This window comes from Streptomyces sp. NPDC057682 (assembly GCF_042799575.1).
In the GTDB taxonomy this organism is placed as follows: domain Bacteria; phylum Actinomycetota; class Actinomycetes; order Streptomycetales; family Streptomycetaceae; genus Streptomyces.
In genome coordinates this window covers 74,956-87,968 of the sequence record NZ_JBHVIN010000013.1, presented here as the reverse complement: position 1 = coordinate 87,968, position 13,013 = coordinate 74,956, and the positions used below count along the sequence as shown (strand labels likewise).

Genomic DNA, 13,013 nt, shown 5'->3' with positions numbered 1-13,013 from the left:
GTCATCCCTGACTGTTGTTCTCGTGGGTGGCGTTCTCGTGGCCCCGGGACCGCTCGATGGCCTCGCGCAGGACCAGCCGGTCGTCGAAGGGGCGGACCACTCCGTGGATGTCCTGGCCCTGCTCGTGGCCCTTGCCGGCGATCAGCACGGTGTCACCGGGTCCGGCGCGGCGGACGGCGGCGGCGATGGCGGCGGCCCGGTCGGCGTCGACCAGGACGTCGCCGCGTTCGTGCACGGGGACGTCGGCGGCGCCGGCGAGCATGGCGGCGAGGATGCCCAGCGGGTCCTCGGAGCGCGGGTTGTCGGAGGTGAGCACGGCGGTGTCGGCGAGCCGGGCCGCCGCCGCGCCCATCGGGCCGCGTTTGGTGGTGTCGCGGTCGCCGCCGCAGCCGAGGACGATGTGCAGCCGGCCCTTGGTGACCTTGCGCAGCGAGCGCAGCACCGATTCGACGGCGTCCGTCTTGTGCGCGTAGTCGACGAGGGCCAGGTACGGCTGTCCGGCGTCGACGCGCTCCAGCCGGCCGGGCACCCCGGGGACGGCGGCGATGCCGTCGGCGGCGGTCTGCGGGTCGACGCCCGCGACGGCCAGCGCGACGATCGCCGCGAGGGTGTTGGCGACGTTGAAGGGGCCGGGCAGCGGGGAGGCGGCGGCGATCCGCTCGCCCCGGGGGCCGACCGCGGTGAAGGTGGAGCCGAGCTGTCCGACCCGGACGTCGTCGGCGCGCCAGTCGGCGTCCGGGTGGCCCTCGGCGGAGAAGGTGGTGACCGGGACGGTGGCCTCGGTGATCAGCCGGCGGCCGTACGCGTCGTCGTGGTTGACGACGGCCCGCCGGCTGCGCTGCGGGGTGAACAGCCGCGCCTTGGCCTGGAAGTAGTCCTCCATGCCGGAGTGGAACTCCATGTGCTCCGGGCTGAGGTTGTTGAAGACCGCGACGTCGAAGACGCAGCCGTCGACCCGGCCGAGCATCAGGGCGTGGCTGGAGACCTCCATGGTCACCGCGTCCACGCCGCGTTCGCGCATCACCGCGAACAGGGCCTGGAGGTCGGTGGCTTCGGGCGTGGTGCGCTCGGACTTGATGCGCTCGTCGCCGATGCGGGTCTCCACCGTGCCGATGAGGCCGGTGGCGCGGCCGGCACCGCGGAAGCCGCCCTCGATCAGATAGGCGGTGGTGGTCTTGCCGGAGGTGCCGGTGATGCCGACGCGGAGCAGGTCCGCGCCGGGGTGGCCGTAGATCTCGGCGGCGAGTTCGCCCATCCGGCCGCGCGGGTCCTCGACGACGAGCGCCGGGAGTCCGGTGGCGGCGGCGCGTTCGGCGCCGGCCGGGTCGGTGAGGATCGCGGCGGCACCGAGACCGGCGGCCTGGCCGGCGAAGTCGGCGCCGTGGAGCCGGGCGCCGGGCAGGGCCGCGTAGACGTCCCCGGGGCGTACCGCACGGGAGTCGTGGGTGATGCCGGTGACGTCGCCGGTGCCCGGTGGTTCTACTCCCAGCAGCTCTGCCAGCGTGACCAGGGAGGTCGGCCGCAGTCGTTCCGGGCGGGGCGCTCCCGGGTAGTTCACAGGGGCGTCCTTCGGGGTGGTTCGGGACTGTTCAGCGTGGGGCACGGCGGTGAGCGTACCGGGCGCACCCGGCCTCTCGCGAAGTGAGGGGGCAGGGGGGCGGGGGTTCCCGTTCCGGTTCCCGGGGTCGGGGGTGATGGTTGTCACTGGTGGTCTCCGCGCGTTACTCGCCGGGTTTGAAGGACACCGGCAGCCGGGCCGGTTCGCTGCCCGAGGGGGCTGTCTGGAGCGTTTTCAGCGCGAACTCCATGACCTGCTTGTAGATGGGTCCGCAGATCTGGCCGCCGAAGTGGCCGCCGCTGGTGGGGTTCTGGATGGCGCAGTACACGGTGATCCGGGGGTCGTCGGCGGGGGCGAATCCGGCGAACGAGGCGGTGTAGCCGTGGTAGCCGCCGCGCACCGGGTCGACCCGGTTGGCCGTACCGGTCTTTCCGGCGACCCGGTAGCCGGGGATCTTCGCCTTGGTGCCGGTGCCCTCCTCGTCGCCGACCACGGACTCCAGCATGGTGGCGAGGGTCTTGGCGGTCTTCTCGCTGACGACGCGGGTCTGCTCGGGCGCGTCGGCGGCGGTGAAGCGTCCGTCGGGGCCCTTGGTGCCGCGGACGAGGGTCGGTTCGATCCGGACCCCGCCGTTGGCGATGGTCGAGTAGATCGAGGCGGCCTGCATGGCGTTGAGGGAGAGTCCCTGGCCGAAGGGGATCGTGTACTGCTGCGAGACCGACCAGTCCTGCGGTTTGGCGAGGATGCCGGGGGTCTCGCCGGGGTAGTCGAGTCCGGTCGGTGAGCCGATGCCGAACTTGCGCAGGTAGGAGTAGAGCACCTTGTTGGCCTCGGGCTGGGTCTTCCCGAGCTGTCCGGTGGCGAGGATGGTGCCGATGTTGCTGGACTTGGCCAGGACGCCGTTGAGCGTGAGGTACCAGGTGATGTGGTCGATGTCGTCCTTGAAGAGCCGGTCGCCGCGGTGCAGCCGGTTGGGCACGGTGACATGGGTGAGGGGGGTGGCGACCCCCTCCTCCAGGACGGCGGCCATGGACATGACCTTGCTGGTGGAGCCGGGTTCGTAGGCGTCCTGGAGGGCCGCGTTGCCCAGGGAGGCGCTGTCGGCGCCGGAGAGGTCGTTGGGGTCGAAGCCGGGCGCGTTGGCCATGGCGAGGACCTCGCCGGTGCGGGTGTTCTGGACGACGACGTAGCCCCGGTCGGCCTTCGACTTCTTCACCTGGTCGGCGATGGCCTTCTGGGCGGCCCACTGGATGTCGCGGTCGATGGTCAGCTCGATATCGGAACCGGCCACGGCCGGAACCTCCTTGGTGCCCGCGGTGGGCACCCTGCGGCCGCCGGACTGGGCGTACTTGATCGTGCCGTCCTGGCCCGCGAGCTCCTTGTCCAGCTGCGATTCCAGGCCGCCGGCGCCCTTGCCCTCGGCGTTGACGTAGCCCAGTATCCCGGCGGCGAGTCCCCCGTTGGGGTAGACGCGCCTGGTGGTGGGCTCCTGGAAGACCCCGGCCAGCACATTGGCGCCGGGGCCGCCGGCCGCCTTGTCCTTCTGCGCCTTCTCGGCGAAGACGGACTTGAGGTCCTTGATCTGCTTCCAGACCTGCGGGGTCTGCCGGCGGGCCAGCACGGCGTACCGGCTCTTCGGCTTGGAGAGCTTCTCGGCCAGCCCGGCCGCGTCGGTCCCGAGGATCGGCGCGAGCAGCGCCGCGGCCTGCTGCGGCGCGTCGGGGGCCTTGCTGTCCTCGGGCGTGAACATCTTGGGGTCGGCGGTGATGTCGTACGCGTCGACGCTGGTGGCCAGTGCGATGCCGCTGCGGTCGGTGATCTCGCCGCGCTCGGCGGCCACCGTGTAGCTCAGATAGCGGTTCTTCTCGGCCTTCGCGGCGTACGCCCCGGCGTCCACGGCCTGGACCTGCAGGAGCCGGACGACGAACGCGATCATGACGAGCGTCAGGGCGAGGCTGACCAGCCGCAGCCGGGGCCGCGGGCTGCCGAGGCGCAGCGGGCGGGAGGAGCGGGGTGCCTGCCCGGCGCGGCCGCGCGGGGCGGGCGCGGGCCGCCGGCGCGGTTCGGGGCGTCCGGAGCGGGGGGCCGTGCCGCGCGGGCGCGCCGGGCCGGGGACCCTGCGGCGCGGTGGTTCCTTGGAGGGCACTGCGTCACCTGCCGGGGCTCGGGGAGGGCGGTACCGCCGTGGTACGCGGGCTCGCGGAGGCGCCGGGCGTCACCGGGGCGCCGCTCGCGGGGGCCGACGGGGCGGGGGTCGGCCGGGGCTGTCCGGAGGCCTGCGGGGCGGCCTGGGACACCGGTTCGGAGGGGGACGGCTTCGGCGCGGCCGGGGTGGGCTCGGCGGTGGCGGTGGAGGGCACGCCGCGGACCTTGCCGTCGGGGCCGAGGAAGACGGGGCTGCCGCCGGGGACCATGCCCAGCTCCCGGGCGCGCCGGGCGAGTGCGTCCGGCTCGGAGGCGCGGTCGACGTCGCGCTGGAGGGCCTGCTGGTCGTCGGTCAGCTCGGTGGTCCGCTTGCGCAGTTCGCTGAGCCGGAAGGAGCCCTCGTTGAGCGCGGAGTTCAGCAGGAGCAGGCTGATCAGGCCGCCGCCGAGGAGCACCACGACCAGCAGCACGAACGGGGTCCGGGCCGCCTTGCTGGGCCCGGCCGGCATCAGCCTGCCGAGCCGTGCCGCCCGCCCCTTCAGCCGGCCCGCCGGGGTGCTCACCGCGCCGCTCCCGGACCGGACCCGGTCCGCGCGCGGGGGCCGCTCATCGCTCGTCCTCGCGGATGCGCTGGGCGCCGCGCAGCCGGGCGGGGGCGGCGCGCCGGTTCTCGGCGACCTCTTCCTCGGTGGGCAGTTCCGCGCCCCGGGTGAGCAGCTTGAGCCGGGGCTGGTAGCGCTCGGGGACGACGGGCAGTCCGGGCGGGGCCGTGTTCGCGGCCCCCGCGGCGAAAACCTGCTTGACCAGCCGGTCCTCCAGCGAGTGGTACGAGAGGACGGCGATGCGTCCGCCGACGGCGAGGCTGCGCACGGCGGCCGGGATCGCCCGTTCCAGGACGGTCAGTTCGCCGTTGACCTCGATGCGCAGGGCCTGGAAGGTCCGCTTGGCGGGGTTGCCGCCGGTGCGCTTGGCGGCCTGCGGCAGGGAGTCGCGGATCAGCTCGACGAGCCGGGCGCTGTTGGTGAACGGCTCCTTCTCGCGTTCACGGACGACCGCGGAGACGATCCGTTTCGCCTGCTTCTCCTCGCCGTACGCGCGCAGGATCCTGACCAGTTCGCCCGGCGGGTAGGTGTTGAGCACCTCGGCCGCGCCGATGCCGGTCGTCTGGTCCATGCGCATGTCGAGGGGCGCGTCCTGGGCGTACGCGAAGCCGCGGTCGGCCTCGTCGAGCTGCATGGAGGAGACGCCGAGGTCGAAGAGGACGCCCTGGACGCGGGGGACGCCGAGCCGCTCCAGCACCTCGGGCAGTTCGTCGTAGACGGCGTGCACCAGGGTGGCGCGGTCCCCGTAGGGGGCGAGCCGTTCACCGGAGAGGCGCAGCGCCTCCTTGTCCCGGTCGAGCGCGATCAGCCGGGCGGTGGGGAAGGCGGAGAGCAGAGCCTCGCTGTGGCCGCCGAGTCCGAGGGTGCAGTCGACGACGACGGGCGGCTGCGCGGCGGGGGCCTCCAGAGCCGGGGCCAACAGGTCCAGGCACCGCTGGAGCATCACCGGGACGTGTCGGGTCTGGCTCATGCGCCCTCTCAGGCTCAGGTCCCGGGGGCGCTGCACGTACGGCCTGGTCCCCGCCCGCTCGCGAAGGGGAGGTCCGCCGGCGCCGGGGAAGGGGCGTCAGCCGACCGGCGAGCGGGAGAGGGCCGGGCCGTACGTACGCCGCGCACACGGGGAAAACATCGGAATGTGCAGGGTGTCGGTAACTTCCCGTCACTTTAGTCCACCCTGCCATTCGATCGATTCCCGATCAATCAACCCGGCAGCGCGTCGGCCCCCGCGTCGTTCACCCGGCCGGGTGGGCGGGTGTGAGGCTTGTGGGTTACCTCACAACAAGTGTCGTTGACGTTCTTTGTCCCCTTCCCCACCACGCCGACGGGTCCCCCGGGCACTAACGTCTAGAGCATGTCGACTTCTGCGCACTCCCCTGCCGCGGGCCAGGCCCGCACCGGCGGTACCGTCACCGACCGGCTCGTCGAGGCGAACGTCCAGTACGCCGCCGAGTTCACCGACCCCGGCATGGACGCCAAGCCCGTGCTCCGCGTCGCCGTGGTGGCGTGCATGGACGCCCGTCTGGACCTCCACAAGGCGCTCGGCCTGGCGCTCGGCGACTGTCACACCATCCGCAACGCCGGTGGTGTGGTGACCGACGACGTGATCCGCTCGCTGTCGATCAGCCAGCGCGCGCTCGGCACCCGCAGTGTGATCCTGATCCACCACACCAACTGCGGCATGGAGTCCATCACCGAGGAGTTCCGCCACGAGCTGGAGATGGAGGTCGGCCAGCGGCCGGCCTGGGCGGTGGAGGCCTACAGCGACGCGGACCAGGACGTCCGCCAGTCGATGCAGCGGGTCCGCACCTCGCCGTTCCTGCTGCACGCGGACGACGTGCGCGGTTTCGTCTTCGACGTGACGACGGGGCTGCTGCGCGAGATCCTTCCGGTTTCTTGACGCGACCCCTCCGCCGCACCCCCGTCCGGCGGAGAAAATCCCTCCCGATCCGACATATCGACCCCGGTTGTCCACAGGCGAGTGACACGAAGCGGTAACGGCAACAAGAATGCGGGAGAGACACCCCGCCGGACCCGTCCGGCGCGGTGTCCGCATTTCGGGGTGGGCCGGGCCGTACGAGGGCGCCGGCCCGTGACTGGGGAACCCGTGCTCCGTGCGAGCGCGGGGCAGGGGCCGAGGAGGGCCGGGTGACGACCTATGACGATCGAGCGAGCCTCACAGATCTGACCACCACAGCGGAGCGGGTGCGCAGGTCGGTGGAGGGCGTGATCGAGGGCAAGCCCGAGGTCGTGAGTCTGGCGCTGACCGTGCTGCTCGCCGAGGGGCATCTGCTGATAGAGGATGTCCCGGGCGTCGGCAAGACCATGCTCGCCAAGGCGCTGGCCCGGTCCATCGACTGTTCGGTGCGGCGCATCCAGTTCACACCGGACCTGCTGCCGTCGGACATCACCGGGGTGTCCGTCTTCGACCAGCAGCGCCGCGAGTTCGAGTTCAAACCGGGCGCGATCTTCGCCCAGATCGTGATCGGCGACGAGATCAACCGCGCCTCGCCGAAGACCCAGTCCGCGCTGCTGGAGTCGATGGAGGAGCGCCAGGTCACCATCGACGGCCACTCCTACGAGCTGCCCGACCCCTTCATGGTGGTCGCCACGCAGAACCCGGTGGAGATGGAGGGCACCTACCCGCTGCCCGAGGCCCAGCGCGACCGGTTCATGGCGCGGGTGTCGATCGGCTATCCCAGCGCGGAGGCCGAGCTGCGGATGCTCGACGTGCACGGCGGCGTCTCGCCGCTCGACGACCTCCAGCCGGTGGCGCACGCGCACGACATCGCCAAGCTGATCGAGGCGGTGCGCACGGTCCACGTGGCCGAGGCCGTCCGGCGGTACGCGGTGCAGCTGGTCGGGGCCACCCGCGGCCACGCCGATCTGCGGCTGGGCGCCTCGCCGCGCGCCACCCTGCATCTGCTGCGCGCCGCCAAGGCCTCCGCGGCACTGAACGGCCGGGACTACTGCCTGCCGGACGATGTGCAGGCGCTGGCCGTCGCGGTGCTCTCGCACCGGCTGCTGCCCACCGCCCAGGCCCAGCTGAACCGCCGCACGGCCGAGCAGGTGGTGCGGGAGATCCTTCAGCAGACCCCGGTGCCCACGGGCTCGGGCGGCGCGGCCGTTCCCCCGCACCAGCAGGGCGCGGGGTACGGCGGCCGGCCGCAGCCCGGCGCGCGGCGGCTCTGATGTCCGCCGGGGGGCCGACCGGGATGGACGAGAGCGAGGACAAGGGTGGTCTGCGGGCCGCCCTGGGCGGTCTGACCACCCGGGGCCGGTCCTTCCTCGCGGCCGGTGTGGCCGCCGCGGTCTGCGCGTATGTGCTGGGCCAGGCCGATCTCCTGCGGGTCGGCCTGCTGCTCGCGGTGCTGCCGCTGGTCTGCGCCACGGTGCTCTACCGCACCCGCTACCGGGTGGCGGGCACCCGCAAGCTCTCCCCGTCCCGGGTCCCCGCGGGCTCCGAGGCGCGGGTCCATCTGCGGATGGACAACGTCTCGCGGCTGCCCACCGGGTTGCTGATGCTCCAGGACCGGGTGCCGTACGTGCTCGGGCCCCGGCCCCGGTTCGTGCTGGACCGGGTGGAGGCGGGCGGGCGCCGCGAGGTGTCGTACCGGGTGCGGTCGGATCTGCGCGGGCGCTATCCGCTCGGGCCGCTCCAGCTGCGGCTGAGCGATCCGTTCGGGATGTGCGAGCTGACCCGGTCCTTCAGCGCGTACGACACGCTGGTGGTCGTCCCGCGCACCGAGCCGCTGCCACCGGTGCGGCTGTCCGGCGAGTCGTCGGGCTACGGCGAGGGGCGGCAGCGCACGCTGGCGCTGGCCGGTGAGGACGACGTCATCCCGCGCGGCTACCGGCACGGCGACGATCTGCGCCGCGTCCACTGGCGTTCCACCGCGCGCTACGGCGAGCTGATGGTGCGCCGCGAGGAGCAGCCGCAGCGGGCCCGGTGCACGGTGCTGCTGGACACCCGGCGGATCGCCTTCCGGGGCACGGGCCCCGACTCGGCCTTCGAGTGGGCGGTCTCCGGTGCGGCGTCCGCGCTGGTGCACATGCTGGAGCGGGGCTTCGCGGTGCGGCTGCTGACGGACGACGGCACCTCGGTGCCGGGCGAGGGCGAGAGCGGCTTCGCCGGTTCCACCCAGGACTCCGCGGAATCGGCCGGTCTGATGATGGACACCCTGGCCGTCGTCGACCACTCGGACGGGGGCGGCCTCTCCCGGGCGTACGACGTGCTGCGCGGGGGCAACGAGGGGCTGCTGATCGCCTTCTTCGGCGACCTGGACGAGGAGCAGGCGGCGGTGGCGGCCCGGATGCGCCAGCGCAGCGGCGGGGCGGTCGCCTTCGTCCTGGACAGCGGCACCTGGGTCCACGGGGACGGGCCCACGACGGACACGGCGGCCGGGGAGCGGCTGCGGCGGCTGCGCGAGGCGGGGTGGACGGTCGTGCCGGTCCCGCCGGGCGCGGAGCTCGCCGCGCTGTGGCAGCAGGCGAGCCGGCACGACGCCCTCACCCGGTCCGGCGCGGCGGGCGGTACGACGGGTTTCACGGATGGTTGGTCATGAGGGGACGTTCATGAGCGGTCGTGGTCGGCTGGCGCTCGGCGCCTTCGCGGCGACGCTGATGGCGGCGTGTTCGATGCTGCCGCTGGTCGACCCGGTCGCCTGGATCCTGCAGGCCGGGTTCCTGCTGGCCGTGCAGGTCGGGGTGGGGGCCCTCGGACGGCGGGTGCCCCTGCCCAGGCTGCTGATCGTGGCCGGCCAGGCGGTGGTGACGGTGCTCCTGCTGACCGCCGCGTTCGCCCGGGAGCAGGCGCTGGCGGGTTTCCTGCCCGGCCCGCTGTCGGTGCAGCGGCTGGCGGATCTGCTCAACGCGGGTGCGGACGACGTCGGGCGGTACGCGATCCCGGCACCGGCCACCGAGGGCATCCGGCTGATGCTGGTGGGCGGGGTGCTGCTGGTCGGGCTGCTGGTGGACGCGCTGGCGGTCACCTTCCGCAGCGCCGCGCCCGCCGGGCTGCCGCTGCTCGCGCTGTACTCGGTGGCGGCCGGGCTCTCCGACGGCGGCGCGGACTGGCTGTGGTTCCTGCTGGCCGCCTCCGGCTATCTGCTCCTGCTGCTGGCCGAGGGCCGCGACCGGCTCTCCCAGTGGGGGCGGGTCTTCGCGGGGGCGGCCCGGTCCCGCGGCCCGTCGTCGGCCGGTCTGGAGAGCGGAAGGGCGCTCGCCCCGGTGCGCACCGGCCGGCGCATCGGCGCGCTGGCCCTGGGCATCGCCCTGGTCGTGCCGGCCGCCCTGCCCGCACTCGACAGCGGGCTGCTGCTGGGCTCGGGCGCCGGGAACGGCAAGGGCGGCGGTGGCGGCACCATCTCGGCGGTCAACCCGCTGGTCTCGCTGCAGAACAACCTCAACCAGCCGGAGAACCGGGAGGTGATGACGTACCGCACCAACGCGACCGGTGTGCAGGACTTCTACCTCCGCATCCTGGCTCTGGACCAGTTCAACGGGAACGAGTGGCGGGCCTCCACACGACGGCTGCGGGACGTGCCGAAGCGGCTTCCGCAGCCGGCCGGCCTGGCGTCGGACGTCGCCGTCACGGAGATCCGCACCAATATCTCCGCCGCGGACTCCTACCGGCAGACCTATCTGCCGCTCCCCTATCCGGCGACCGAGGTGCGGGTCGGCGGCAAGTGGCGGTACGAGCCGGAGGGCCGCACCCTCGTCGGGGACGACGGGGAGACGACCGGCGGCGCCCGGTACGAGATCTCCAGCCTGCTGGTGCAGCCGACGGCCCAGCAGCTCGCGAACGCGGGCCCGGCACCGGAGGCCCTGCTCCGCGAGTACACACAGGTGCCGGACACGCTGCCCCTGGTGGTCAAGCAGACGGCCGAGGAGGTGACGAAGGGGGCGTCCAACGCCTACGAGCAGGCGGTGAGGATCCAGAACTACTTCGCTTCGGACGGCGGTTTCACCTACGACACCTCGGTGACCTCGGGGACGGGCAGCGCCGCGATCGGCCGGTTCCTGCGGGACCGTAGGGGCTTCTGCGTCCACTTCTCGTTCACGATGGCCGCGATGGCGCGGACGCTGGGCATCCCGGCCCGGGTCGCCGTGGGCTTCACCCCCGGCGCGCCCAAGTCCGACGGGTCGATGTCGGTCGGGCTGCGCGACGCGCACGCCTGGCCCGAGCTGTACTTCGAGGGCGTGGGCTGGACCCGCTTCGAGCCGACCCCGACCCGTGGCTCCACCCCGTCGTACACCCTGCCGGACGCCCCGGCCGGGGACACGGCGGATCCGGCGCAGCCGGAGAAGGACCCCTCGGCGGCAGCGGCGGCCACGCCGTCCGCCTCCGAGAGCTGCCCGGCGCAGATGCGCCGCCAGGGCGAGTGCGGCAGCTCGGCCCTGCCGGGGCTCGTGGCGCCGAAGGACCCGGGGACCCCGGTCGGCACCGTGCTCGGTGTGGTCCTGCTGGTGCTGGTCGTGCTGCTGCTCCCGGCGCTGCCGATGCTCTGGCGCACCCGCGTCCGGGCCCGCAGGCTCGGTTCGTCCACCGGCCGGACCCCGGCGGACACCGCCGCGAGAACGCTGGCGGCCTGGCAGGAGATCACCGACACCGCCTGGGACCACGGCATCGCGCCGGACGATTCGCTGACGCCGCGCAGGGCCGCCGAACGGGTGGCGCGGGAGGGCCGGCTGGACACCGAGGCGGCCGCCGCGGTCCACCGGGTCGCCGGGTCGGTGGAGCAGGTGCTCTACGCGCCGGAGCCGCGTCCGATGCCGGGCCTGGCCCAGGACGCCCGGACGGTCCGGGCGGGGCTCCGGCTCTCGGCCGACCGCCGCACCCGGCTCCGTGCGACCGTCGCTCCGCGCTCGGCCGTACGGGTGGTGTGGGCCCTCGCCGAACGCCGCGCGGCCCTGGCCGGACGGTGGCGGCTGCCGCGCCGGCCGGTCTGGCCCCGCCGCCCGTCCCGCCAGCAGGGCTGACCCCACGGTCCCGGGCGGCCTCCCTGCGGGGCGGGCCGCCCGGGACCGTCGGAGCTGAGCGAAGGGGCGGCCCAGGCATGGGGAACCACGGAACCCGGAGCGCGATACGGCGGAAACGGCCCCGGACTCCCAGGGACTCGGTGCCCAGGGGCGGCACGCACGACACACCGCACAGAACGCTGCCCCGCCGCTACCCGCCCGGCCATGGGTGAGGGGCGGCCGCGACAACGCGACCGCCCCTCACCCGAACGTGTAAGAACGCCTACTGGCCCTGCTCGTCGCGGCGGCGCTGCCACCGCTGCTCGATGCGGTTCATGACGGAGCGGCGCTGCCGGCTCTGACGGCGTTCACCGGCACCGCCGGCCCGCACCGCCTGTTGCTCGCCCGGCTTAGGCGCCTTGCGCCAGCCGGTGACGGCCAGCACGGCGCAACCCAGCATGACGAGGAACCCGACCACGCCGAGCGCCACCGTGATCCACATCTTCTCAGCGACCATTCCGGCCATGAGGAGCGCGATTCCCACCAGGAAGCCAGCAATTGCCTGGTAGACCCGTCGCCGGGTGTATGTACGCAGCCCACTTCCCTCGAGCGCTGTCGCGAACTTGGGATCTTCGGCGTACAGCGCTCGCTCCATTTGCTCGAGCATTCGCTGCTCGTGCTCCGAGAGCGGCACGGAGTCCTCCTCGTCGTCGGCCGCGGGGACGGCCGGTATGCGGCCCTTCCAGGATAGGCAGGGAATCGCCCCCGTGAAACCCGCCCTCATTGCCAATCAGCCAGTCCGGGCCGCCACGACGGCTCAGCTGCTGAGGCGTTGATTCCCCAACCTCCGATCCGTCATGCCGGATGGTGTCCTCCGATCATACGGGGCCAGGGCTCCGATCGGGGCTGCTGGGGCGTACTCCGTCTGCGGCTGCGTCGCTGATCAGCCACGCTGCCGCGGAGTCCGTACCGGGTTCCGGGCGGTCCGTGCTCAGGGTCGGCGGGTGCCCAGGACGTGGAGCTGGGTGGCCACCGAGTGGAAGGCCGGCAGCTCGGCCGCCGCCGCCTCCAGCTTGAGCAGGGCTTCCATCGCCCCGGGCTCGGTGTCCACGAGGACCCCGGGGACGAGGTCGGCGAAGACGCGGACGCCGTGAACCGCGCCGACCTCGATCTTCGCTGCCTCGACCAGCTCGGTGAGCTGCTCGGCCGTGTAGCGCCGGGGCATGGGGTCACCCTCGCCCCAGCGGCCGTCGGGGTCGCCGAGCGCCTGCCGGGCCTCGGTGAAGTGGCCGGCGAGCGCGCGGGCGAGCACCGCCCCACCGAGCCCGGCGGCGAGCAGGCTGAGCGCGCCGGACGGGCGGAGCGCCTCCACCGCGTGCCGTACGCCCTCGGCGGGATCGTCCACGAACTCCAGGACGCCGTGGCAGAGCACCGCGTCGTAGCCCCCGCGCTCGACCACGTCGAAGAGGCCGAGGATGTCGCCCTGCACGCCGTGGACGCGCTCGGCGACCCCCGCCTCGGCGGCCCGGCGCTCCAGCGCGAAGAGCGCGTTGGGGCTGGGGTCGACGACGGTGACCCGGTGGCCCAGGCGGGCGACGGGCACGGCGAAGTTGCCCGTGCCGCCGCCGGTGTCCAGCACGTCCAGGACGTCCCTGCCGGTCGCCTCGGCCCGGCGGTCGAGGGCGTCCTTGAGGACGTCCCACACCACAGCGGTACGAAGGGAGGCGCGGGGGCGCAGCTGGTCCGACACG

The 13,013-nt window shown here is 73.5% G+C and carries 10 protein-coding genes; 4 read left to right on the top strand and 6 right to left on the bottom strand.

Annotated features, from left to right (window positions below; all coding sequences use genetic code 11):
* Position 1: 1 nt before the first annotated feature.
* The 4 genes from ACFVDM_RS23765 to rsmH are packed head-to-tail and all read right to left on the bottom strand — an operon-like array spanning position 2 to position 5,275.
* Complete coding sequence (locus ACFVDM_RS23765; protein ID WP_383643491.1) at positions 2–1,705, bottom strand: UDP-N-acetylmuramoyl-L-alanyl-D-glutamate--2,6-diaminopimelate ligase; 1,704 nt, start codon at positions 1,703–1,705, stop codon at positions 2–4.
* A 16-nt stretch (positions 1,706–1,721) separates the two neighbouring features.
* Positions 1,722–3,704, bottom strand: a complete 1,983-nt coding sequence (locus tag ACFVDM_RS23760; RefSeq protein WP_383643488.1) for a peptidoglycan D,D-transpeptidase FtsI family protein — start codon at positions 3,702–3,704, stop codon at positions 1,722–1,724.
* A gap of 4 nt (positions 3,705–3,708) precedes the next feature.
* Positions 3,709–4,266 carry a septum formation initiator gene (locus tag ACFVDM_RS23755; RefSeq protein WP_383643485.1) on the bottom strand — a complete coding sequence of 186 codons (558 nt, stop codon included), beginning with the start codon at positions 4,264–4,266 and terminating at the stop codon, positions 3,709–3,711.
* A 43-nt stretch (positions 4,267–4,309) separates the two neighbouring features.
* The gene (rsmH, locus tag ACFVDM_RS23750; protein ID WP_383643482.1) at positions 4,310–5,275 is read right to left on the bottom strand and encodes a 16S rRNA (cytosine(1402)-N(4))-methyltransferase RsmH; all 966 of its coding nucleotides are present in this window, start codon (positions 5,273–5,275) and stop codon (positions 4,310–4,312) included.
* A gap of 381 nt (positions 5,276–5,656) precedes the next feature.
* Here rsmH and ACFVDM_RS23745 point away from each other — a divergent pair, with 381 nt between their 5' ends.
* The 4 genes from ACFVDM_RS23745 to ACFVDM_RS23730 all read left to right on the top strand — a co-directional run bounded on the left by ACFVDM_RS23745 (position 5,657) and on the right by ACFVDM_RS23730 (position 11,283).
* Complete coding sequence (locus ACFVDM_RS23745) at positions 5,657–6,202, top strand: beta-class carbonic anhydrase (protein WP_383643479.1); 546 nt, start codon at positions 5,657–5,659, stop codon at positions 6,200–6,202.
* A 248-nt stretch (positions 6,203–6,450) separates the two neighbouring features.
* Complete coding sequence (locus tag ACFVDM_RS23740; protein WP_383643476.1) at positions 6,451–7,494, top strand: AAA family ATPase; 1,044 nt, start codon at positions 6,451–6,453, stop codon at positions 7,492–7,494.
* A gap of 23 nt (positions 7,495–7,517) precedes the next feature.
* Entirely contained in the window at positions 7,518–8,867 is a 1,350-nt protein-coding gene (locus tag ACFVDM_RS23735; protein ID WP_383643473.1) for a DUF58 domain-containing protein, read from the top strand.
* 10 nt (positions 8,868–8,877) lie between these two features.
* The gene (locus tag ACFVDM_RS23730; RefSeq protein ID WP_383643470.1) at positions 8,878–11,283 is read left to right on the top strand and encodes a DUF3488 and DUF4129 domain-containing transglutaminase family protein; all 2,406 of its coding nucleotides are present in this window, start codon (positions 8,878–8,880) and stop codon (positions 11,281–11,283) included.
* Between the two features lie 262 nt (positions 11,284–11,545).
* On the opposite strand, the gene ACFVDM_RS23725 is transcribed toward ACFVDM_RS23730, so the two are convergent.
* The gene (locus tag ACFVDM_RS23725; RefSeq protein WP_383643468.1) at positions 11,546–11,956 is read right to left on the bottom strand and encodes a DUF3040 domain-containing protein; all 411 of its coding nucleotides are present in this window, start codon (positions 11,954–11,956) and stop codon (positions 11,546–11,548) included.
* A gap of 297 nt (positions 11,957–12,253) precedes the next feature.
* A complete protein-coding gene (locus ACFVDM_RS23720) occupies positions 12,254–13,012 on the bottom strand; it encodes a class I SAM-dependent methyltransferase (protein WP_383643465.1) in 759 nt (252 codons plus the stop codon).
* Position 13,013 lies beyond the last annotated feature (1 nt).